Annotated in this window: 21 protein-coding genes; 5 read left to right on the forward strand and 16 right to left on the reverse strand. The window is 51.8% G+C overall.

All coding sequences use genetic code 11. The features are described 5' to 3' along the window. Positions 1-245: 245 nt before the first annotated feature. Positions 246-1058, reverse strand: a complete 813-nt coding sequence (locus ACTHTA_RS08430; RefSeq protein ID WP_308887490.1) for a cytochrome C assembly family protein — start codon at positions 1056-1058, stop codon at positions 246-248. A 182-nt stretch (positions 1059-1240) separates the two neighbouring features. Here ACTHTA_RS08430 and ffh point away from each other — a divergent pair, with 182 nt between their 5' ends. Further along, positions 1241-2611: a signal recognition particle protein gene (ffh, locus tag ACTHTA_RS08435; RefSeq protein ID WP_003684000.1), complete on the forward strand. Its 1371-nt coding sequence runs from the start codon at positions 1241-1243 to the stop codon at positions 2609-2611. A 167-nt stretch (positions 2612-2778) separates the two neighbouring features. Here the strand turns inward: ffh and ACTHTA_RS08440 are convergent, their stop codons facing one another. From ACTHTA_RS08440 to ACTHTA_RS08500, 13 genes are all read right to left on the reverse strand, one after another. After that, complete coding sequence (locus ACTHTA_RS08440) at positions 2779-3474, reverse strand: thiol:disulfide interchange protein DsbA/DsbL (protein WP_308887491.1); 696 nt, start codon at positions 3472-3474, stop codon at positions 2779-2781. A 170-nt stretch (positions 3475-3644) separates the two neighbouring features. Further along, a complete protein-coding gene (locus ACTHTA_RS08445; RefSeq protein ID WP_308887492.1) occupies positions 3645-5756 on the reverse strand; it encodes a TonB-dependent receptor in 2112 nt (703 codons plus the stop codon). Between the two features lie 159 nt (positions 5757-5915). Beyond that, the gene (locus ACTHTA_RS08450; protein WP_250591520.1) at positions 5916-6449 is read right to left on the reverse strand and encodes an alpha/beta hydrolase; all 534 of its coding nucleotides are present in this window, start codon (positions 6447-6449) and stop codon (positions 5916-5918) included. A gap of 10 nt (positions 6450-6459) precedes the next feature. Next, a complete protein-coding gene (locus ACTHTA_RS08455) occupies positions 6460-6804 on the reverse strand; it encodes a hypothetical protein (protein WP_308887493.1) in 345 nt (114 codons plus the stop codon). Next, positions 6791-7570, reverse strand: a complete 780-nt coding sequence (locus tag ACTHTA_RS08460) for an exodeoxyribonuclease III (protein WP_308887494.1) — start codon at positions 7568-7570, stop codon at positions 6791-6793. Before ACTHTA_RS08460 ends, ACTHTA_RS08455 begins: the two co-directional genes overlap by 14 nt. A 44-nt stretch (positions 7571-7614) precedes the next feature. After that, positions 7615-8928: an amino-acid N-acetyltransferase gene (argA, locus tag ACTHTA_RS08465; RefSeq protein ID WP_308887495.1), complete on the reverse strand. Its 1314-nt coding sequence runs from the start codon at positions 8926-8928 to the stop codon at positions 7615-7617. Further along, positions 8925-9320, reverse strand: a complete 396-nt coding sequence (locus tag ACTHTA_RS08470) for an MJ0042-type zinc finger domain-containing protein (RefSeq protein WP_308887497.1) — start codon at positions 9318-9320, stop codon at positions 8925-8927. Before ACTHTA_RS08470 ends, argA begins: the two co-directional genes overlap by 4 nt. A gap of 99 nt (positions 9321-9419) precedes the next feature. Beyond that, positions 9420-10061, reverse strand: coding sequence for an orotate phosphoribosyltransferase (gene pyrE, locus ACTHTA_RS08475; RefSeq protein ID WP_003682682.1), 642 nt, complete (start codon positions 10059-10061; stop codon positions 9420-9422). A gap of 145 nt (positions 10062-10206) precedes the next feature. Continuing rightward, a complete protein-coding gene (rlmH, locus tag ACTHTA_RS08480; RefSeq protein ID WP_003682681.1) occupies positions 10207-10677 on the reverse strand; it encodes a 23S rRNA (pseudouridine(1915)-N(3))-methyltransferase RlmH in 471 nt (156 codons plus the stop codon). 163 nt (positions 10678-10840) lie between these two features. Continuing rightward, a complete protein-coding gene (gene pyrH / locus ACTHTA_RS08485; RefSeq protein WP_002243681.1) occupies positions 10841-11560 on the reverse strand; it encodes a UMP kinase in 720 nt (239 codons plus the stop codon). A 217-nt stretch (positions 11561-11777) separates the two neighbouring features. After that, a complete protein-coding gene (tsf, locus tag ACTHTA_RS08490; protein ID WP_012779539.1) occupies positions 11778-12632 on the reverse strand; it encodes a translation elongation factor Ts in 855 nt (284 codons plus the stop codon). Positions 12633-12755: 123 nt separating this feature from the next. Further along, positions 12756-13484, reverse strand: coding sequence for a 30S ribosomal protein S2 (rpsB, locus tag ACTHTA_RS08495; protein WP_002230071.1), 729 nt, complete (start codon positions 13482-13484; stop codon positions 12756-12758). A 177-nt stretch (positions 13485-13661) separates the two neighbouring features. Then, complete coding sequence (locus tag ACTHTA_RS08500; RefSeq protein ID WP_070608453.1) at positions 13662-13904, reverse strand: hypothetical protein; 243 nt, start codon at positions 13902-13904, stop codon at positions 13662-13664. Between the two features lie 78 nt (positions 13905-13982). Here ACTHTA_RS08500 and ACTHTA_RS08505 point away from each other — a divergent pair, with 78 nt between their 5' ends. Both ACTHTA_RS08505 and ACTHTA_RS08510 read left to right on the forward strand, forming a co-directional pair. Continuing rightward, a complete protein-coding gene (locus ACTHTA_RS08505) occupies positions 13983-14573 on the forward strand; it encodes a 5-formyltetrahydrofolate cyclo-ligase (protein WP_440364272.1) in 591 nt (196 codons plus the stop codon). A 95-nt stretch (positions 14574-14668) separates the two neighbouring features. Further along, positions 14669-15256: a GNAT family N-acetyltransferase gene (locus tag ACTHTA_RS08510; RefSeq protein WP_440364271.1), complete on the forward strand. Its 588-nt coding sequence runs from the start codon at positions 14669-14671 to the stop codon at positions 15254-15256. Between the two features lie 157 nt (positions 15257-15413). Here the strand turns inward: ACTHTA_RS08510 and mnmG are convergent, their stop codons facing one another. Together mnmG and amgK are read right to left on the reverse strand one after the other, a co-directional pair. Then, positions 15414-17309, reverse strand: coding sequence for a tRNA uridine-5-carboxymethylaminomethyl(34) synthesis enzyme MnmG (gene mnmG / locus ACTHTA_RS08515; protein ID WP_440364270.1), 1896 nt, complete (start codon positions 17307-17309; stop codon positions 15414-15416). An 82-nt stretch (positions 17310-17391) separates the two neighbouring features. Beyond that, positions 17392-18396, reverse strand: coding sequence for an N-acetylmuramate/N-acetylglucosamine kinase AmgK (gene amgK / locus ACTHTA_RS08520; RefSeq protein ID WP_440364269.1), 1005 nt, complete (start codon positions 18394-18396; stop codon positions 17392-17394). A gap of 69 nt (positions 18397-18465) precedes the next feature. Here amgK and ACTHTA_RS08525 point away from each other — a divergent pair, with 69 nt between their 5' ends. Next, positions 18466-20865 (forward strand): LPS-assembly protein LptD, encoded by a 2400-nt coding sequence (locus ACTHTA_RS08525; protein ID WP_372510574.1) that lies wholly within the window; start codon positions 18466-18468, stop codon positions 20863-20865. Beyond that, on the forward strand, positions 20862-21851 hold the full coding sequence (locus tag ACTHTA_RS08530; RefSeq protein WP_308887505.1) for a peptidylprolyl isomerase: 990 nt from the start codon (positions 20862-20864) through the stop codon (positions 21849-21851). The genes ACTHTA_RS08525 and ACTHTA_RS08530 overlap by 4 nt, the downstream gene beginning before the upstream one ends. Positions 21852-21906: the final 55 nt, after the last annotated feature.

Raw genomic sequence — 21906 nt, forward strand, 5'->3', positions numbered from 1 at the left:
ACTGTCTGCTTCGTTTTCTTCACCGCGTCAGCAGCGAAGAACCGAACTATACACCTCACAACAAAACCAGTCAACACTTTTCTCGAAATTATTTTCAGAAAATTAATCACAGACATGTTTTAAAAGGGTTTTTATTTTATAAAAAACTCCAACAACCTTTCTACACTATCCATACATACAAAAAAAATACAAAACAAAGGCCGTCTGAATTGCTCTTTCAGACGGCCTGTTTACATGATTTCTATTTATCCAATACGTTGAAGGACAATTTCTAGGACAAATTTACTGCCTACATAGGCAAAAATCAGACTGACAAATCCGACAATAGTCCAAACGGCAGCTTTTTTGCCGCGCCATGCGGTCATACTGTGTTTCAGCAATAATGCACCATAAATCAGCCACGACATAATACTGAAGATGGTTTTATGCGTGAAGGTCATCGGCTTGCCGAAAACGGTTTCTGCAAAAAATGTACCGCTGATTACGGAATAGGTCAATAAAACGAACCCTGCCCACATACCTTGGAACATAAGTTTTTCCAAACTCAATAATGGCGGCAAGAAGCTGACCAATACGGAAAAGCGGCGTTTGTGCAGATTGCGGTCGAGCAAAAGGATCAGGATGGCAAATAAGGTAACAATGCCAAATAATCCGTATGCGAGCAATGATGATGCGATGTGCGACAGCGGCAATAAGTCTACGATTTGGCGGCCTGAAAAATCACCCGGGAAAAGGAAACCCAACAATAAGGTCAATGCGGCACAGGGATACAACAAGAGTTGCACTCCGCGCAGACAATAAAAGAAGCTGCCCAGGCAGTACATCATCAGCATCAGCCAAACTATCAGACTGAGCGAATAGCCAAAACCGGTAATCAATACCCTATCCTGCAATACCGGGAACATCAATGCTGCGCCATGTACCAATAATGCGCCACTCAAAATCAGCAGCTCGGTTTTCAGCGGGTAAGACTTATTATTGTGCTTTTTATGTTGCAACCAGGAAAATGCGCCCAATCCGGCATACACCAGCATAAGGCAGATTAAGACAATCGGCATAAATATCTTTCTCAATAGACATGTGAACACTTGGCGGACACCCAGCCGGGTTTCAGACGGCCTTAGTGTGCGTATTTGTGTTCTTGAGGCATAACTTCGGACTATCGTGTAAAATAATCCGAATTTTATTTTAACAAAGAATGCCCTATATTGGGCAGCTATTCTCATTATCAAGGATAAGTATGTTAGACAACCTGACCAACCGCTTCAGCAAGGTACTTAAAAATATTCGCGGCCAATCAACGCTGACCGAAGACAATATTAAAGAAGCCTTGCGCGAGGTTCGTCTTGCCCTGCTGGAAGCCGACGTTGCATTACCCGTCGTTAAAGAATTCGTCAACACAGTCAAAGAACAGGCCCTTGGCCAAGAAGTCGTTGGCAGCCTGACGCCTGACCAAGCCTTTATCGGCGTGGTCAACCAAGCCTTAGTCGAATTGATGGGCAAGGAAAACAAAACGCTGGATTTATCGGTTTCACCGCCTGCCATCGTTTTGATGGCCGGTTTGCAGGGTGCCGGTAAGACAACAACCGTCGGTAAACTCGCCCGCCTGCTGAAAAACGATCAGAAGAAAAAAGTCTTGGTGGTATCTGCCGACGTTTACCGCCCTGCCGCGATTGAACAGCTGCGCCTGTTAGCCGAACAGGTCGGCGTGGACTTTTTCCCATCCGATACCAACCAAAAACCGGTTGAGATTGCGACTGCCGCCGTCGATTACGCCAAAAAACATTTTTACGATGTATTGATGGTCGATACCGCCGGCCGTTTGGCAATCGATGAAGAGATGATGAACGAAATCAAAGCGCTTCATGCGGCGGTCAACCCGGTTGAAACTTTGTTCGTTATTGATGCCATGCTGGGTCAGGATGCGGTAAATACCGCTCAGGCATTTAATGAAGCCCTGCCGCTGACAGGTGTCGTATTGACCAAGATGGACGGCGACTCACGCGGCGGTGCGGCATTGTCCGTACGCCATGTAACCGGCAAACCGATTAAATTTATCGGCGTCGGCGAAAAAATCAATGGCCTTGAACCTTTCCACCCCGACCGTCTTGCCAGCCGTATCCTCGGCATGGGCGACGTATTGACCCTGATTGAAGACGTTCAAAAAGGTATTGATGAAGAAGCCGCCGCCAAAATGGCGAAAAAGCTGCAAAAAGGCAAAGGCTTCGACCTCAACGACTTTAAAGAACAAATCCAACAGATGCGCAATATGGGCGGCTTGGAAAACCTGATGTCGAAAATGCCGGGCGAACTGGGGCAAATATCAAAACAAATCCCCGAAGGCACGGCTGAAAAAGCGATGGGCAAAGTAGAAGCCATCATCAACTCGATGACCCCTAAAGAACGCGCCAACCCTGCCCTGCTCAAAGCCAGCCGCAAACGCCGTATTGCAATGGGTGCGGGTACGACCGTACAGGAAGTAAACAAATTGCTCAAACAGTTTGAACAAATGCAACAAATGATGAAGATGTTTAGCGGCAACGGCTTGGGCAAACTGATGCGCTTGGCCAAAGGCATGAAGGGAATGAAAGGCATGTTCCCAGGTTTGTAAGCTGATTTGACAGAAAACGCCGTCTGAAAAGTTTCAGACGGCGTTTTTGTTTTGTATTCTGATTAAAACCATGAGGCTTTAAACAACCATTTCTTTCTATAACGTCTAATATAAAAGGCCGCCTGAAATCCTATTTTCAGACGGCCTTTGCTTATTCAACCTTCAACTTATTGCGACTTTTTCTGCTCTTCGCGTACTTTGTCCACCAACTGGTCAATCGTGGTCATGCCGGACTGCCAGTCTTTAAATTCGACTTGGTATTTGCCGCCGACGATAACGGTCGGTGTGCCGCTGATTTGGAATTTATTGGTCAATTCTTCCATTTGAGCCGCACGTGCTTGGCTTTCGGGCGCTTCAAATGCAGCCAATACTTTTTTGCCGTCAAATGCAGTTTGCTCGGACAACCATTTTTTCAGGGTATCGGTATCGGCCAAGTTGATTTTTTGGTTAACCATCGCATCGAAAATATGGCTGTTGGCTTTATCTGATTCACCGGCCATTTCCACTGCGGCCGCCAAACGTGCCAAAGGTTTCATTTCATCACCCCACACGACATGCTCCCGGCGCATATAGGTATCGTCTTTAAACGTTTTGATGTGCTCGCTCAAGACCGGTTCAAGATGGGCGCAATGCGGGCAGAAGTAGCCGAAGAATTCCAATACTTCGATTTTGCCGGCCTGCTGTTGCGGAATCGGATTGGACAATACGGTGTAATTGACACCTTCGGTCAATGCGGCAGGGGCTGCCGGAGCGGATGCGCTGCTTTGGGCGCTGTCTGCCGGAACGCTGGTTTCAGCCTGTTTGCCGCAAGCGGCCAATGCCAACAGGGTCAATGAAGTCAAAGCTAAGGTTTTCAGTCTCATAGGTATCTCTTTACATTCAAATCAATGTGCGGATTTTATGGCATTTTGTTGAAGGCGTGTTCAATTTGAGTGAAAAAATGTGTTTAGTTTTATTTCAGCCTTTATAAAGGCCGTCTGAAATATGGCTTAGATAATTAGCCTTATTTTCAGACGGCCTTTGCCTGATTTCATCAGAAACGGTAATTTACCCGAGCAGTATAGCCGCGCGGATTACCCGGCATAGAGTCCGAACGCCAGTATTTTTGATTGAGCAGATTGGCTGCGGCAAAGGTAACGTTAACATTTTTATGGTTCCAGCCGAGCATGGCATCAACTCGGGCAAAGCCTGGAAGCGTGGTCACTTCTTTATTTCTTGAGTCGTAGCCGTAGCGTTTGCCTGTACCGGTTACGCCGATTTCGCCGTAGAGGTTTTCAGTCGGGGTATAACGGAAAAACAGGTTGCCGGTAACGTTACTGGTGTTGTCCAAATGGATGCCCACGCGGTTTGGATTTTCCTTGTCTTCAACCACTTTCGCCTGCATTACGCCCAACGATCCGCGCAGGTAGAGTTTTTTGGGGATGATTTGTCCGATGGCGGACAACTCCACGCCGCGCGAACGGTGTTTGCCGCTGACTGCCCAAGTGTAGGGATCATTTTGCGCGTCGGGGCGGTAACGGATATTGAAGCGTTCGATTTGGTAGGCGGACAATGTGGTGCTGAGGCGGTCGTCCAGCCAACTACTTTTAACACCGGTTTCGTATTGACGGGTGTACTCGGGGTCGGCATTGAACACGGCGGCAGACGAAGTATCGATACTCAAATAGCCGCCGCGGCCGCCATAAGGCGCGAAACCTTTGTTATATGAGGCGTAAAGTGTGTGGACGGGATTAATATTCCACACTGCGCCGATGTTAGGGCTGAAAGAATGGCCGCTGTATTGGCGGCTGCTACCGGTGAGTTTGTTTTCGGAATTAAAGGTGTATTTGTCGTAACGACCGCCGAGGACGAATTTCAAATCGGGCGTGGCGGAGAAGATGTTTTGCACGAAAATGCCGTAGGAGTCGGCTTTGTGGCGGTTTTGGGTCAGAATAGGCTGCAATCTGCCCGAAGCCGGCCAGCTTGCTCGGTCGTATGGATCGATGGAGGCGGTAAAGGCGCGACTGTAACCCAATGTCGGGTTGCGGTGTTCGCGGCTGTAATCCAGGCCTACGGTCAGGTGGTTTTCAAAACGTCCGATGGTGTAGTCGCCGTTGAGTGTGAAATTGGACGACAGGGTTTTGTTGTCGGTCTGCTGCCAGGCGTAGTTGCGTTTGATTCGGCTGCCGTTTTCGCTGCCTGCATAAAAATGGTCGAAATCCTGCGCCGCCGTGCGGTGGGCGAGCTGCCATTGGGCGCGCCATTTGTCGTTGAAGGCGTATTCAAGGTCGGAACGCCAAACTTGCAGCTTGTCTTTGACAAAATCGTTCGGGTGGGCGAAACCCATGCGGTAAGGCAGTCCGAAGCGGTCGTACACGGACTTGGTCGGGCTGCGGTCGGGTGTGCGCTCCACATTGTCGTAGGTGTATTGCCCCGTCCATTTCAAGCCGTTGTCGAGTTTGACGGTAATGCTGGGCGAAACCATGACGTTTTTGCTGTCTATGCCGCTGCGGAACGAATTGGCGCGCCCGACTTCGCCGGTGAGGCGGATGGCGACGTTTTTGTTCAGCACTTCGTTGATGTCCATATTCAGGCTGCGGTTTGCCCACGAGCCATAAACCGCTCCGATGTTGCGGCTTTGTTTGAAGTTGGCGTATTTGCTGACCATGTTGATGACGCCGCCGCCGTTGGTGCGGCCGTAAAGGACGGAAGACGGGCCTTTCAGGATTTCCACGCGCTCGATGTTGGCAGTGCTGCGGCGCACCTGTCCGCTTTCGCGCACGCCGTCACGGTAAATATCGGATGCGTCGGCTTGAAAGCCGCGCAGGAAAATGCTTTCGCCGCGCATATCGTAGGCAGCATCGATGCCGGCGTTGCCTTCAAGGATGGAACTCAAATCGTTCGTGCCGTAATTTTTGTTTTTCTGGATATTGAGCGTATCAACGGTTTGCGGCGTTTCTTTAATGAGCTGTCCGTTGCGGGTAACGGCGGCTTCGTCGTAGTTGATGTAGCCTTTGAGTACGCTGGTATCGGACTGTCCGACCACAGAAACAGTGGGCAAAGTAGCGGTGTAATGTTCACCATTGTCCTGCGTATCGGCGGCAGCAACAGGGAAGGAAGCGATAATCAGCGTGGGTAATAAAGCCAAATGAAATGGTATTTGCATTTTTATACTCAATTTAACGAAACAACCGAATTATATTGCTTCAAAAAAGAAATGAGAATAGTTTCTTTTAATTATATTTAACATGATATTTGTAAACAAAGGCCGTCTGAAACACATATCAGTTTCAGACGGCCTCTCTTCTTGATAGACACTTCTAAACTATTTACTTAACAGCATTTCCTGCATCAGCTTCATACCCCATTGCCAGCCGCCGAGTGCGCTGTTTAACTGGCCGGAATGCGGCGATTGAAGCAGGCGTGCATGCCAACAGTCTGCCTGTTCTTGCGCCCAATCGCGTGGCGTGCCGTTTGTTTCGGCGATAACCAGCGCTGTACGGCAAGGGCAGCGGACACGCTGGAACGTATGGATTTCATCCTCAGGAAAAGCTTCTGGACGCGGCGAGACCAAAATAATATTGGTCAGGCGTTTTTGCGTCATGATGTCGGCTTGATACAGCCATGCCAAAAATGCGGATACGCCGGCACCATGAGCCACGACGGCAATATTTTTGCTGACAATATGGTCGAAGGCCGTCTGAATGGCGTGTTGCCATTCGGAAATGGTCTGCCGACTATCGGCTTCAGCAGTTTGAACAATCGGATAGCTGACCGCCCAGCGGTCTATCCACATTTCCGCTTCATCCGCATCGCGTATCAGAAACAGTGCCATTTCTTCGAGTTCGAAGCTCTGCATTTCAGACGGCCTATTTGAGCAAGTCGTTGAGTGTAAATGCAATCAACAATGCGGCAGGCACGCTGAGGATGGCACAAGTCACCAGACAAAGTACGATGTTGGCAATCAGCCGCCAGCCCTTCCAAGCAAAGCATTTGGCCGCAATCAGCAGGCAAGGCAGGGAAAACAGCAGCCATACCAACGCCCAAGTCGGATTGGCCTTGGTCGGCGCAACCCAGCCGGACATCCGCGCCAGCATAAACACCGCCCACACCAGCATAGGCAATACAAATGCTGCCACGACCCACGCCGCGCCTACGCCGGTTTTGCCGTTTATATTCCAATCATATTTACCCAAAACCTTATTCGGCAACATAGTCATACTCCACAACTAAAGGGGCGTGATCCGAGAATTTTTCGTCTTTATAAACATGTGCGGAAACGGCTTTGGCGGCCAACTCCGGCGTAACCATCTGATAATCGATACGCCACCCGACATCTTTCGCATACGCTTGTCCGCGGTTGCTCCACCAGGTATAGCCCGGCACATCGGGATAAAGTGTGCGCCACATATCCGTCCAACCAAGCTTGTGGATGACTTTGCCTATCCATTCGCGCTCTTCAGGCAAGAAGCCCGAATTTTTCTGATTGCCCTTCCAGTTTTTCAAGTCGATGTTTTGGTGGGCAATGTTCCAGTCGCCGCAGACAATGATGTCGCGTCCTTCGTTTTTCATGGCTTCGAGCATGGGATAGAACGCGTCCAAAAAGCGGTATTTCACTTGTTGGCGCTCTTCCGCGCTGCTGCCGCTGGGCAGATACAGCGAAATCACCGACAACTTGCCGAAATCGCAACGGACAAAACGGCCTTCCCTGTCAAATTCTTCAATGCCCATGCCGATTTGCACATTGTCAGGTTTGCGTTTGCTGTACACCGCCACACCGCTGTAACCGCGCTTTTCCGCGCAATGCCAGTAGCCGTGCATACCGTGCGGATTTTTCATATCGTCTGACAGGTCGGCCTCTTGAGCTTTCAGTTCCTGCACGCAGACGATGTCGGCACCGGAAGCAGCGATGTATTCATAAAAACCTTTTTTATAGGCGGAGCGGATGCCGTTGACGTTGGCAGAGATGATTTTCAACATAAGATTTGAGTGATTTTTAAAAACGGATAATAGGATTGAGGTTTTCAGACGGCCTGCAAGTCATAAACAAATACTTTGGAATTGCGGCCGTTGGCATTGTATTCCTGCCGGCGTTCGGCAGGCAGGTCATCGGCTGAGGCCGTCTGAAAGCCCCGTTCGACAAACCATTCGCCCGTGTGCGTAGATAAGGCGAAAAGCGTTTTGATATTTAAGGCGCATGCTTTTTGAAACAGATGTTCCAACAGTAATTCGCCGTAGCCGCCATCGCGCGCTTCGGGCGACACCACCAGACAGGCCAATTCGCCGCAGTCCGACTCGGAAAAGGTTTTCAGCGCCACGCAGCCGTAAATGTTTTGATCGTGTTCCAATACGGAAAAACTGGAAATATGGTTTTCCAAATACTCGCGGCTGCGGTGTAACAAGATGCCTTGTTCCGCCAACGGACGGATTAAGGCGATGATGTGCGGAATGTCGTCGCTGCGTGCCTGACGGATGGAAACAAACGGCTCACGCGCAATAGATGTACCGCTGCCCTCGCGGGTAAACAGCTCGCGCAACAGGCTACCATCTTCACGGCCGTTGAGAATCTGTACCCGCGATACGCCGTTTTCCAACGCGCCTACCGCCGCATGCAGCAAATCGGCCGGCGCATCGGGATTGTCGTGTATCAGTTCCTGCACTTCACCGACAGACAAAGTATTGGCCAACGAGCCGTCGGCACGACGAATACCGGTTTCTTCGGTCAAGAAAACCAGTTTCTCCGCCTGCAAAGCCATGGCCACTTCCTGAGCGGTTTCGCACATACTCAGGTTGAAGGTTTTGCCGCTGTACGAATGTCCCAAAGGACTGATCAGCACCACCGCGCCGCCATCCAAACGCAAACGGATTTCTTCCGCGTCGATTTTGCGGACGGTACCGGTATAGCCCATGTCCACGCCGTCGATAACGCCCAACGGCCGGGCGGTAATAAAGTTGCCACACGCGATAACCGGCGGCTTGCTCCGTTGCGGTGCGGATACGCTGCTGAACAAGGCTGCTTCCACATCGCTGCGGATAATCCCCGCCACCTGCTTCACTTCCATCAAAGTCGCTTCATCGGTAATCCGTCGGCTGCCGCTGTATTTCGGAACAAAATCCCGACCCGAAGCCAATTTGTCGAGCAAATGCCGCGAACCGTGTACCAAGACCAAACGCAAACCCAAGCTGGCCAACAGATTTAAATCTGCGGCCAAACGAATCAAGGTTTCGCCTTCCAACAGGCTGTCGGTCACGCCGACCACCATGGTTTTGTCGCGCAAATATTGGATATAGGGCGCGGCCTCACGAAAGCTGGCGACAAAATGGGCGATGGCACTCATAGCAAGGCAAGATAAAAGAGTTGCATAATCAAAACCGTCAGCGCAATCAGCGATGCCAAAGTCCAGTTGAAACCGTCCTTGCGCGTTTTGACCGCCGCCTGCTCTTCCGCCTTGGGCTCTTCCTTGAGCGCGCTGTTGAGCAAATCGGAAATTTCTTTGCGCGAGAGTTTGGAATGTTTGAGGATTTGCGCGCCGATGTTATGCACGAGGCGCACATCCGTTACCGCCACAGGCAGATGGGCCGGATCGGCCGGCAGGTTGCCCGACAGATAATCCTTGGCCTTAAACATCCCCGAACAACGCGTGCAGACCACGAAACCCTGCGCCACGTTAAACTGGGCATCTTTCACCCAATGCGGTGTTTTACAATGAGGACAAGAACAAGCAGGCATGAGTATTTTCCGTAAGTGTATTAAATCAAAAATATATTTTAGCTAATGTTTCAGGCCGTCTGAAAAATGTTTCAGACGACCTGAGCATGATGTTATGGTTTAAACCGCGCCGTAACGTTCGCGATAAGCTTTGACCGGCTCGAAGAAGCCGCCAAATTCGGCATTGTTTTGCAAGAGCGTGAACAAATCGTTCAAGTTGGCAATCGAAACCACCGGCAGGCCGTATTGTTTTTCGACTTCCTGCACCGCCGACAATTCGCCCGTGCCTTTTTCCATACGGTCGAGCGCAATAGCCACTGCGGCAGGCGTTGCGCCTTCGGCCTCAATCAGTTTGACCGACTCGCGCACGGATGTACCGGCGGAAATCACATCATCGATAATCAGCACGCGGCCTTTCAAAGGCGCGCCCACCAACACACCGCCTTCGCCGTGGTCTTTGGCTTCTTTGCGATTGTAGGCAAACGGTACGTTTACGCCTTTTTCCGCCAACATCATCGCTGTTGCCGCCGCCAAAATAATACCTTTATAGGCTGGGCCGAACAGCATATCGAACTTCACGCCGCTGGCAATAATGGCCTCGGCGTAAAACTTCGCCAGTTGCAAAGTCGATGCGCCGTCATTAAACAAACCGGCATTGAAAAAATAAGGCGACTGACGGCCGGCCTTAGTCGTAAATTCGCCGAATTTCAATACGTTTTGTGCCAAAGCGAATTTGAGGAAGTCTTGACGGAAATCGGACATTTGGGTTCTCCCGAAAGATGTTGATTTATCAAAGAAACGATTATAAAGGATTCATGCGGAAAAATCAGGCCGTCTGAAAACAGGTTTACCCCCACTTTAAACCGACAAGGCGGCATTGCCGTCTTATCCCTGCAATCAAAACGGATTATTCCCGATGATACGGATGGTTGTGCAAAATCGAAACGGCGCGATAAAGCTGCTCGGTCAATAAAACGCGCACCATGCCGTGCGGCAAGGTCAGGCTGGAAAGGCGCATCATCATGTTTGCCTGCTGTTTCAATCGATCGGTCATGCCGTCTGCGCCGCCGATAATAAAGCAGACGTGTTCGCCGTTTTGCTGCCAGCCTTTCAAATGTTGCGCCAATTCGACCGAAGTCGGCGCTTTGCCGCGCTCGTCCAATACCACCAAAAACGCGCCCTGCGGTATGGCTTCCAACAGGCGTTTTTCTTCAGCCGCCATGCCCTGAGCCGCATTCACACCCGCGCCGCGTTTCTCTGGCTTGATTTCTTTCAGCGCATAATTGACATCGCGCCCGAAGCGCTTGGCGTACTCGCCGACGGCTTCATCCACCCAACGCGGCATTTTCGTGCCGACAGCCAAGACGGTGATATTCATGGAGTATCCTTTTGTTATCGAATTGTCGGTTGGGGATTATGGTCAAGCAAGTTCTTAACCTTTTCAAACCATGAGCCAATACCCACCTCAACCGACTGAAAATAAAAGGCCGTCTGAAAGCCGAATGTATCCCGTTCGGCTGTTTCAGACGGCCTTTCAATGATTAGCAGTGAACCAGCGTACCTTCGTTTTCGCCGGTTACCACGCGTTTGAGCGAGCCTTCTTTAGCAATGCCGAATACCACGATATTGAGCTTGCGTTCTCGGCAGAGGGCGAAAGCGGTGGCATCCATCACTTTGAGGTTTTTCAACAAGGCTTCGTCAAAAGTAATGGTTTCGTAGCGTGTTGCAGATGGATCTTTTTTCGGATCTGCGGTGTACACGCCGTCAACGTTGGTGGCTTTGAGCATCACGTCGCAGTTCATTTCCGCACCGCGCAATGCGGCGGCAGTATCGGTCGTGAAGAACGGGTTACCGGTACCGGCGGCAAAAATCACGACTTTGCCTTCTTCCAAATATTGAATGGCTTTAGGACGGGCGTAAGTTTCAGCGATTTGCTGCATAGACAGTGCGGATTGTACGCGCGCTTTGATGCCCAAAGTTTCAAATGCGTCTTTAAGTGCCAACGCGTTCATTACAGTTGCCATCATGCCCATGTAGTCAGCAGTGGCGCGGTCCATGCTGCCTGCTTGTGCAGATACGCCGCGGAAAATGTTACCGCCGCCGACAACGATACCGACTTGCACGCCCATTTTAACGACTTCGGCAATTTCGCCGACAGTTTGAACGATGGTATCGTGATTGATGCCGAACGGATCGGAACCCATCAGGGATTCGCCGGAGAGTTTCAGTAATACGCGTTTGTATTTGATTTGCTGTGTCATGGGATACCTTGCTTTCTTGAATGTCGTCGGTCGGAGTTGGGCCGTCTGAATTTCAAACGGTCGGATTACAATGATATGGCGTGTTGTTCTATTATTGTTTTGGTTTTCAGACGGCCTGAATATTCGGTCGTCTTAAAATAGGTACCGTAAACGGTTTTCTCAAAAAAAAGCACCCTGATTCGTTTGGAATCTAGGTGCTTTCTTTTTCATAAGTGCCTTACACTTTAGCAGCGGCAGCGACTTCGGCTGCGTAGTCAACAACGGCTTTCTCGATACCGTCGCCTACTTTGTAGCGTACGAAGCTAACCACTTCAGTGCCGTTTTCTTTAGCGAATTGGGCAACAGTTTGGTCAGGGTTCATCACGAATGCTTGGCCGTTCAGAGTGATTTCAGCCAAGAATTTGCGGATACGGCCTTCAACCATTTTAGCGGCGATGTCGGCAGGTTTGCCGGAAGCGATAGCTTGTTCGGTGTAGATGTGGCGTTCTTTTTCAACGGTTTCAGCATCTACTTCGGCTTCGCTTACGCATTGTGGTTTAGCGGCAACGATGTGCATACCGATTTTGCGTGCTACGTCTTCAGAGCCTTTGAACTCAACCAATACGCCTTCGGTAGCCAAAGCACCGTGGATGTAGGCAACCAGTTGGTTGGCAGTGTCGATCACTTGGAAGCGGCGAACAGACATGTTCTCGCCCAATTTAGCAATGATGGCTTTACGTTCTGCTTCAACCAGTTCGCTCAGTTCTTCAACAGAAGCCGGTTTTTTCTCGGCAGCAGTTTTAGCAACGAAGTTGGCAAATTCTACGAAGCCGGCGTCTTTAGCAACGAAGTCGGTTTCGCAGTTTACTTCAACCAATGCGCCGACATTGCCGTTGATCGCGTAAGCCAATACGCCTTCGGCAGCAGTACGGCCAGCCAGTTTACCGGCTTTCGCACCAGATTTAATACGCAGGATTTCTTCGGCTTTGTCGAAGTTGCCTTCAGCTTCAACCAAGGCTTTTTTGCATTCCATCATGCCCAGGCCGGTAGCGGCGCGCAGGTCGGCAACCATTTTTGCAGTAATTTCTGCCATTTTGAATCTCCTAGATTTTTGGGAACACGGCGATTGCCGTGTTTGGAAATAGTGGCCGTCTGAAACGGATTTCAGAACGGGATTTGAGAAAAGGGGCATAACGCCCCTCTTCTGTGTACCGAATTACTCGGCAGCAGCTTCTTGGGCAGCGGCTACAGTTTCTTGCAGCGCTTGGTTTTTGCCTTCCAAAACTGCGTCGGCGATGCCGCGACAGTACAGGCGGATAGCTTTAGCGGAGTCATCGTTACCAGGGATAACGTATTTCACGCCGTCAGGGCTGTTGTTGGTATCGACTACGGCGATAACAGGGATGCCCAATTTTTCAGCTTCAACCAGAGTACCTTTTTGGTAGCCGGTATCGATAACGAAAATCGCGTCAGGCAGGCCTTTCATGTTTTTGATACCGCCCAAAGAACGTTCCAGTTTTTCAACGTCGCGTTGCATTTCCAGAATTTCTTTTTTGTTGAAACCGCCTTCAGCAGCGTTTTCCAGGGCAGCAGTTTTTTCTTCCAGGCGTTTGATGGATTGCTTAACGGTTTTGTAGTTAGTCAGCATACCACCCAACCAGCGGTAATCAACGAAAGGCATACCGGCACGGGTAGCTTCTTCGCGGATGATGTCGCGGGCTTGGCGTTTGGTACCTACGAACAATACTGTACCTTTGTTGGCAACCAGACGACGTACGGCTTCTTGCGCCTCTTGGAACATCGGCAGGGTTTTTTCCAAGTTTACGATATGGATTTTGTTGCGCGCACCGAAAATGTATTGAGCCATTTTCGGGTTCCAGAAACGGGTTTGGTGACCGAAGTGAACACCGGCTTCAATCATCTGACGCATAGTAATTTGAGACATGTTATTTCCTTGAAAGGGTTAAAGAGCACACATTCAATCGCATAGAACTTGATAGGCGGCGCCTATTGTCAAGCACCCTTCGGCGAAAGTGGGCATAAGTTTTAAAAAATAAAAGAGTGTTTCCGAAATGGAAAACTGACGGATTATAGCGGATAAGAGGCCGTCTGAAAAGGGATTTTATACCTTTCCGTCCTGTTTTTCATCCGTCTGTACCGCCTTTTGGCGAGCCGCTTCAAACTCCGCCTGCTCCTGCCGTTTCATCCGGCGGTTGCGGCGGCGGATGGTCACGACGAAGACCGTGAACACGGTGGGCAACACTGCCCAAAAAACCAAATAAATCAACGCGCGCGCAATACTCGGCTGCGCGGCGGAAAACATCACGGCAACAAAAAGATAGCCGATGGCGACAATGTGCCACATTGTATGCGTCCTGTTTGAATGTTAACAAAATCGTTATAATCGCAACATTCTACCGCAATCCCGAAAGGCCGTCTGAAAATGAGGAACCCCGAAAAATCGGCATTACGCAAACAGTTCCGCCGTGCACGCGCACAAATGAGCGCAGACGAGCGAAACGCCGCCACAGAAACCATCAACCGCCTGCTCAAACTCTACATCAAAAAAGGACGGAAAATCGGCGTGTATTGGCCGATGGGCAAGGAATTGCGATTGGACGGCTTTGTCCGTGCCGCACAAAAGCGCGGCGCAAAACTCTACCTGCCCTATATAGAACCGCACACGCGGCGGATGTGGTTCACCCCCTACCCTGCCGACGGTGCCAAACAAGAACGCAAACGCGGCCGCGCTAAATTGAGCGTCCCCCAATTCACCGGCAAAAAAATCCGCGTCCACCAACTCAGCCTGCTGCTGGTTCCCATCGTCGGCATCGACAAACGCGGCTACCGCCTCGGACAAGCTGGCGGCTATTACGACGCCACCCTCTCCGCCATGAAATACCGCCTGCAAACCCAAACCCTGGGCGTAGGCTTCGGCTGCCAACTGACCGACACACTGCCGACCGAACCCCACGACCTGCCGCTGGACGGGTTTGTATCGGAGTCGGGCGTGCTGATGTTCAAACATCATTAATCAATAGCTTTCAGACGACCTCAGAGATGCCGTCCGTTAAGACACTATAAAAGGTCGTCTGAAAACTCAAACCATCAAATACAAAGGAAACCCCCATGACTGATTTCTCATCCACTCCCGTTTTATCCTTCGACCGCGTCCGTCTCGAACCTTTAACAACGGCACACGAAGCCGGTTTGCGCGAAGCAGTTTGCGACGGCGAAGTTTGGAAGCTGAACGTAACCACCGCGCCCGAACCCCACCAAGTAGCTGACTATATCCGCACCGCCATACAAACCCGCCTCGCCTTTGCCGTCATCGACGAAGACACGGGAAAAATTGTCGGCTCGACTTCGCTTTACCACATCAACCCTGCCATCCCACGCCTCTACATCGGTTTCACATGGTATGCCCTGTCGGCACAGCGCACGCACATCAATACCGCCTGCAAAATCATGTTGCTCGACTACGTCTTCAACACTTTAAACTGCCGCTGCGCCTGCTGGCAGACCGACAACCTCAACACCGCCTCCCAACGCGCCATCGAACGCTTGGGCGCACACCAAGACGGCATCTTGCGCTGCCACAAGCTGCGGAAAGACGGTAGCGTGCGCGATACGGTCGAATACAGCCTGCTGCGTGAGGAATGGCTACAGGCAAGGGCAAAACTGCTCAAAAAAGCGGCAGCTTATGACGCATCCTGAAAAAACGTTTTCTTCTTCATTTTTTCATCAAAACACGCCCATCTTGCTGACAATCCGAACTCTTTAAAAAATTAATGAAATAAGGTGCAACACCGTCAATCCCCTGATAAATAAAGGCCGTCTGAAACTTTCAGACGGCCTTTATTCAAATTAACCCTTACTTAGCATCTTTAAATCCGCGTTTCAAATGCACCATCAACAATGCGACGGCGGCAGGCGTGACGCCGGAAATGCGGCTGGCTTGGCCGACGGTTTCGGGTTTATGCTGATTCAGTTTTTGCTGCACTTCTGCCGACAAACCTTTGACTTTGCTGTAATCGATATCCTCGGGCAGCTTTAAGGTTTCGATGTCGCGGCGGCTGTCAATTTCTTCGTTTTGGCGGTCGATATAGCCTTGGTATTTGACTTGGATTTCGACTTGTTCGACCACGCTGTCGGCAAGTGCGGTTTCAGGTTGTGCGTCGGGCAGGGTCATCAGTGCGGCGTAGTCGAGGTTCGGGCGGCGCAGGAGGTCGTGCAGGTTGGCTTCGCGGCTGAGTTTTTGGCCGAATACGCGCAGCTGTTCTTCTTCGGCGAGTTTTTGCGGTGTGTACCACGTTGTTTTCAAACGTTGGATTTCGCGTTCGATGGCTTCGCGTTTTTCGTTGAACATGCGCCATTGCTCTTCACCCACCAAGCCGATTTTGTAGCCGTCTTCGGTCAGGCGCATGTCGGCGTTGTCTTCGCGCAGTTGCAGGCGGTATTCGGCACGGCTGGTGAACATACGGTAGGGTTCGTTCACGCCTTTGGTGATGAGGTCGTCCACCAATACGCCGAGATAGGCTTGTTCGCGGCGCAGCAGCAGCGGGTCTTGTTCGCGGACGTATTGCACGGCGTTCGCGCCTGCGAGCAGACCTTGCGCGGCGGCTTCTTCGTAGCCGGTCGTGCCGTTGATTTGTCCGGCGAAGAAGAGGCCTTGGATGGTTTTGGTTTCGAGGCTGGCTTTGAGGTTGCGCGGGTCGAAGTAGTCGTATTCGATGGCGTAGCCCGGGCGCAGGATATGGGCGTTTTCGAGGCCTTTCATGCTGCGAACGAGCGCGATTTGGATGTCGAACGGCAGACTGGTGGAGATGCCGTTGGGGTAGTATTCGTTGGTGGTTAGGCCTTCGGGTTCGAGGAAAATCTGGTGGCTGTCTTTGTCAGCGAAGCGGTTGATTTTGTCTTCGATCGACGGGCAGTAGCGCGGGCCGACGCCTTCGATTTTGCCGGTGAACATGGGGCTGCGGTCGAAGCCGCTGCGGATAATGTCGTGTGTTTTCAAATTGGTATGCGTAATCCAGCAGGACACTTGGCGCGGGTGCATTTCGGCGTTGCCGCGCACGGAAAAGACGGGCACGGGCGTGTCGCCGGGCTGTTCGGTCAGTTGGGAGAAATCAATCGTGCGCCCATCAATGCGCGGCGGCGTGCCGGTTTTCAGACGGCCTTGCGGTAGGTTCAATTCGCGCAAGCGACCACCGAGCGATTTGGCGGCTGGATCGCCGGCGCGGCCGCCTTCGTAGTTTTCCAAACCGATGTGGATTTTGCCGGACAAAAATGTGCCGGCGGTCAATACGACTGCGCGTGCTTTAAACTCCACGCCCATCGCGGTGATCACGCCTGAAATGCGGTCGCCGTCGAGCGTTACGTCTTCGACGGCTTGTTGAAAAAGGTCGAGGTTTTCTTGGTTTTCCAACATTTCGCGGATGGCGGCTTTATATAGGATGCGGTCTGCCTGCGCGCGCGTGGCTCGCACTGCTGCGCCTTTGCTGGCGTTCAAGCGGCGGAACTGGATACCGGATTTGTCGGTGGCCAATGCCATTGCGCCGCCGAGCGCGTCGAGTTCGCGCACAAGATGGCCTTTGCCGATACCGCCGATGGAGGGATTGCACGACATTTGTCCGAGGGTTTCGATGTTGTGCGAGAGCAGCAGGGTTTGCGCACCCATGCGTGCGGCGGCAAGCGCGGCTTCGGTACCGGCATGGCCGCCGCCGACGACAATCACGTCGTAGGTTTTGGGGTAAATCATATAAGTCATGTTTGTGTGTTCTGTAAAGGTTTCAGACGGCCTTTTGTTGATCAGGCCGTCTGAAAAGTGGAATCAAATCTTAAAACCAAGCTTAGAAGGTATAGCCTGTTTCCAATTCGTCATCGCCGACCAATTCGACCAGCAACGCATACAGCGGTGCCAAATCATTGTAACGGCGCGATACGCGGCGCAAGTAGTTCAGGAAGCGCGGGATTTCAGGGCGGTATTTGTCTTTGCCGTCGCGGTAGCACAGGCGGGCAAAAATGCCGGCCACTTTCAAATGGCGTTGTACGCCCATCCATTCAAACCAGCGGTAGAACTCGTCAAACTCGGCAGGCACAGGCAGCTGGGCAGCACGTGCTTTTTCCCAGTAACGGATGACCAAGTCCAATACAAATTCTTCTTCCCATTCGATAAATGCATCACGCAACAGCGACACCAAATCATAGGAAATCGGGCCGTAAAGCGCGTCTTGGAAGTCCAACACGCCCGGGCGGCCTTTTGCCAGCATCAGATTGCGGACGATAAAGTCGCGGTGGACATACACTTTAGGCTGCGCCAACAGGGGCGGCAACAGCGTATCGACGGTTTGCTGCCACAACTGGCGTTGCTTGAAGGTCAGCTCGCGGCCCAATTCTTTGGCCACAAACCATTCGGGGAACAAGTTAATCTCGCGCAGCATGACTTCGCGGTCGTATTCCGGCAGTTTGCCGGGTTGGCTGGCTTTTTGCAGTTCGATCAATTCGTCGATGGCTTCAAGCAGTAGGGCTTTGTGGGCGGTTTCACTGTTTTCCTGATTCATGGCGGCCAGGAATGTGGTATTGCCCAAATCGTTCAACACCATAAAGCCCAACGCTTCATCCACATGAAGCACTTGCGGCACATTGACCATGTTAAACAGTTTTTGCACTTTCAAATACGGCGCAACACTCATCTTCTCAGGAGGCGCATCCATACAGATAACGGTCTGGCCGTCTGAAAACGTCGCGCGGAAATAGCGGCGGAAGTCGGCATCGGCTGCCGCAAAGCTCAATTCGAACGGCTGGTTCGGGTAAACAGACTCCAGCCAGTTTTGTAATTCGGTTTGTCGTTGCATAGCGGTATCGCAGAATTTCAGGTTACAATAACCGCTATTCTAACTGGCAAACCGATTTAAGGGGCGATTTTGGCTCGTTTATTTTCACTCAAACCCTTGGTACTCGCCTTAATTATGGGCTTTGGCGCAACAGCCGTGCGCGCGGAAGATGCTTCTGTTCCGCAGGCGGAAGACTATACCCCTGCCCCCACCACTGCATCCAAACCGGCACAAACCAGCCAAAGCGAAGCCGATCCGCTTTCTTTGGGCAGCACGTGCCTGTTTTGCGACCATGAAGATGCCAAGCCGGTCGAAACCGCCGAAATCAAACGCAGCGGCGAGCCTGCCCTGCCTGCCGATTACACCCGCGTCAACGCCGATAAAATAGAAGGTCAGACCCAAGTCGGCGTCCGTGCTGAAGGCGACGTCATCGTTGAGCGCAATGCCGATGTTCTCAATTCCGATTGGGCGCAATACGACCAAGCCACCGATACCGTTACCGCCGGTGACCGCTTTACCCTGTATCAAAACGGTTCGACCGTATCCGGCGACCAATTGGTTTACAACCTCAAAGACCAAACCGGTTCCGGCACCGCCGTGCGCCTCAATACCGAACAAGGCGGACGCCGCCTTCAAAGTGTCAGCGAAAAAGCCGAACTCAAAGGCAAAGGCCTCTACAAACTCATCAACACCAAATTCAACACCTGTTCGCCCGGCGATGCCAGCTGGTATATCCAAGCGCAAAGCATTGAGGCCGATGAATCGACTGGTATCGGCGTGGCCAAACACGCTTCGCTCGTATTCGGCGGCGTATCCGTCCTCTACACGCCTTGGGCGGACTTCCCCATCAATGGCAACCGCAAAAGCGGCCTGCTCGTTCCGACCATTGCCACAGGTTCAGACGGCCTTGAGCTGAGCCTGCCCTACTACTTCAACCTTGCGCCGAATTTGGATGCCACCATCCGCCCGGGCATTATCAGCAAACGCGGTGTGCAACTGGGCGGCCAAGTCCGTTATCTGCAACCAAATTACAGCGGCGAAGTCGATGGCGACTGGATGCCCAACGACCAAAAAAGCGTCCACAACAATCGCTACCAGTTTAAATGGAAACACCAGCAGCAGCTGAACAGCAAAATCAGCGGCGGCATCAATTACAACCAAGTTTCCGACGATGATTACTACCGCGACTTCTACGGCCGCGAAGACATCGCGCGCAACGTCAACCTCGACCGTCAGGCATGGCTCAATTACAGCGACAAACTGTTGGGCGGCAGCTTTGACGGCTCGTTGCGCGTACAAAAATATCAAACGCTGGCCAACCAAGACGGTTATAAAGACGAGCCTTATGCCATCATGCCCCGTCTGACCGGCCGTTGGCAAAGCCATATCGGCAAGGCTCAGCTTAACGTATTAGGCCAATTCACCCACTTTAACCACGACACCAAGCAAGACGGCAGCCGCGTAGTACTCTATCCGAGCGTCAAATGGGATTTCCACAACCAATGGGGCTACATCCGGCCTAAAGTCGGCGTACATGCCACTTATTACAGCCTCAACAGCTTTAACGGTCAAAGCGGCCGCAATGTCAGCCGCGTCCTACCGATTATCAACGTCGACAGCGGCCTGACTTTCGAGCGCAGGGCCCGACTCTTCGGCGGGGAATACCTGCAAACGCTTGAACCGCGCCTGTTTTACAACTACATTCCGACCAAGTCCCAAAACGACCTGCCCAATTTCGATAGCTCCGAAAACAGCTTTACCTATTCGCAGCTGTTCCGAGAAAACCTGTATTCGGGCAACGACCGCATCAATTCGGCCAACAGCCTGACGCTGGCCACACAAAGCCGTATCCTCAACCCCAATACCGGTGCAGAACTCTTCCGTGCAGGTATCGGCCAGAAGTTTTATTTCAAAAAAGACAACGTCCTGCCTGACGGCAACGTCAGCAATTATCCGCGCAGCCAATCCGACTGGGTAGCCTTTGCACACGGCAACCTTACTCCGAGTACCCGCATTGATTTGGACATCCACTACAACCAAAACCTAAGCCGTGCCGAAAGCTACGCCGCAGGGATTACCTACAACCCCAAACCCGGCAAAGTCTTAAGCGCGCGCTACAAATACGGACGCAACGAACGCATCTATCTGCAAGCCAACGGCAACTATTTCTACGACAGGCTCAGCCAAGTTGACCTTGCCGCCCAATGGCCGTTGAGTAAAAACCTGTACGCCGTCGCCCGTTACAACTACGAAATCGAAGCCAAAAAACCGCTGGAAATGCTCATCGGTGCAGAATACAAAAGCAACTGCGGCTGCTGGAGCGCAAGCTTGGTCGGCCAACGCTATGTTACCGGCGAAAACAGCCACAAAAACGCCGTATTCTTCAACCTACAACTCAAAGACTTGAGCAATATCGGCAACAACCCATTCGAAAAACTCCGCTTAGCCATCCCCGGTTACAGCAAAACCAACGAGGTAGTCAAACAATGAACTTCAAACCCCTGATTCTCGTCGCCGCACTCACTCTCGCAGTAGGCGCACATGCCGCTCCTAAAGCCAAAGCAACCAAAGCGCGTGCCAACAAAACTCCAGTCGTCAGCGCCACCACCATGCCAGCCGTACAAGGCGGCGTACATCTTTCAGACGGCATTGCCGCGGTTGTCGACAACGAAGTCATTACCCACCGCCAAGTAGCACAAGCCGTAGCGCAAGCGCGTCAAACCATGCCTAAAGGCACACAAATGGACGCCAACGAGCTGCGCCAACAGGTTTTGGCACAAATGATCAACCAATCCCTGATCCTCCAAGCAGGCAAACGCCGCAACATCCAAGCGACCGATAGCGAAATCGAAGCCGTTATCGCGCACAACCCCAACATCAAAAATCCGTCTGCCGCCGTCCGTCAAGACATCGCCGACAGCATTATTGTGGAAAAAGTGCGTCAACAGGCCATCATGCAAAACAGCCGCGTCAGCGACTCCGAAGTGGCACGCTACATCGAACAGGCCAAACAACAAGGCGTAACCCTGCCTGAAGCAGACCCTGTGCGCCAATACCATGCCCAACACATCCTCATTAAAGCCGACAACGACAATGCCGCCGTCGGCGCAGAAAGCACCATCCGCAAAATCTACTCACAAGCCCGCAGCGGCGCAGATTTCGGTGGTTTGGCACGCCAATACTCGCAAGACAGCAGTGCCGGCAATGGCGGCGATTTGGGCTGGTTTGCCGACGGCATGATGGTTGCCCCATTTGAAGAAGCTGTCCACAAACTCAAACCCGGCCAAATCAGCGCCCCTGTCCGCACCCAATTCGGCTGGCACATCATCAAGCTGAACGACGTCCGCGAAGCAGGTACGCCTGAAGAGCGCCAACAAAACGCCGTCCGCCAATACCTGTCCCAACAAAAAGCGCAACAGGCGACCACCAACCTCCTGCGCGAACTGCACAGCAGCTCATACGTTGACGTACGCTAATCGCGCGTATTGTTAAAAAGGCAGAAATCCGTACAATAAGGCCGTCTGAAATCCA

This window comes from Neisseria sp. P0013.S005, from assembly GCF_051958425.1.
Taxonomy (GTDB): Bacteria; Pseudomonadota; Gammaproteobacteria; order Burkholderiales; family Neisseriaceae; genus Neisseria; species Neisseria subflava.

Coding starts and splice junctions, on each gene's coding strand:
- tsf (WP_012779539.1), bottom strand. CDS start 12,632: ATGGCAGAAATTACTGCAAAAATGGTTGCCGACCTGCGCGCCGCTACC.
- ACTHTA_RS08530 (WP_308887505.1), top strand. CDS start 20,862: ATGAACTTCAAACCCCTGATTCTCGTCGCCGCACTCACTCTCGCAGTA.
- ACTHTA_RS08470 (WP_308887497.1), bottom strand. CDS start 9,320: ATGCCTGCTTGTTCTTGTCCTCATTGTAAAACACCGCATTGGGTGAAA.
- ACTHTA_RS08455 (WP_308887493.1), bottom strand. CDS start 6,804: ATGTTGCCGAATAAGGTTTTGGGTAAATATGATTGGAATATAAACGGC.
- rpsB (WP_002230071.1), bottom strand. CDS start 13,484: ATGTCTCAAATTACTATGCGTCAGATGATTGAAGCCGGTGTTCACTTC.
- pyrH (WP_002243681.1), bottom strand. CDS start 11,560: ATGACACAGCAAATCAAATACAAACGCGTATTACTGAAACTCTCCGGC.
- ACTHTA_RS08445 (WP_308887492.1), bottom strand. CDS start 5,756: ATGCAAATACCATTTCATTTGGCTTTATTACCCACGCTGATTATCGCT.
- ACTHTA_RS08505 (WP_440364272.1), top strand. CDS start 13,983: ATGAGGAACCCCGAAAAATCGGCATTACGCAAACAGTTCCGCCGTGCA.
- rlmH (WP_003682681.1), bottom strand. CDS start 10,677: ATGAATATCACCGTCTTGGCTGTCGGCACGAAAATGCCGCGTTGGGTG.
- ACTHTA_RS08500 (WP_070608453.1), bottom strand. CDS start 13,904: ATGTGGCACATTGTCGCCATCGGCTATCTTTTTGTTGCCGTGATGTTT.
- ffh (WP_003684000.1), top strand. CDS start 1,241: ATGTTAGACAACCTGACCAACCGCTTCAGCAAGGTACTTAAAAATATT.
- argA (WP_308887495.1), bottom strand. CDS start 8,928: ATGAGTGCCATCGCCCATTTTGTCGCCAGCTTTCGTGAGGCCGCGCCC.
- mnmG (WP_440364270.1), bottom strand. CDS start 17,309: ATGACTTATATGATTTACCCCAAAACCTACGACGTGATTGTCGTCGGC.
- ACTHTA_RS08450 (WP_250591520.1), bottom strand. CDS start 6,449: ATGCAGAGCTTCGAACTCGAAGAAATGGCACTGTTTCTGATACGCGAT.
- ACTHTA_RS08460 (WP_308887494.1), bottom strand. CDS start 7,570: ATGTTGAAAATCATCTCTGCCAACGTCAACGGCATCCGCTCCGCCTAT.
- ACTHTA_RS08440 (WP_308887491.1), bottom strand. CDS start 3,474: ATGAGACTGAAAACCTTAGCTTTGACTTCATTGACCCTGTTGGCATTG.
- pyrE (WP_003682682.1), bottom strand. CDS start 10,061: ATGTCCGATTTCCGTCAAGACTTCCTCAAATTCGCTTTGGCACAAAAC.
- amgK (WP_440364269.1), bottom strand. CDS start 18,396: ATGCAACGACAAACCGAATTACAAAACTGGCTGGAGTCTGTTTACCCG.
- ACTHTA_RS08510 (WP_440364271.1), top strand. CDS start 14,669: ATGACTGATTTCTCATCCACTCCCGTTTTATCCTTCGACCGCGTCCGT.
- ACTHTA_RS08430 (WP_308887490.1), bottom strand. CDS start 1,058: ATGCCGATTGTCTTAATCTGCCTTATGCTGGTGTATGCCGGATTGGGC.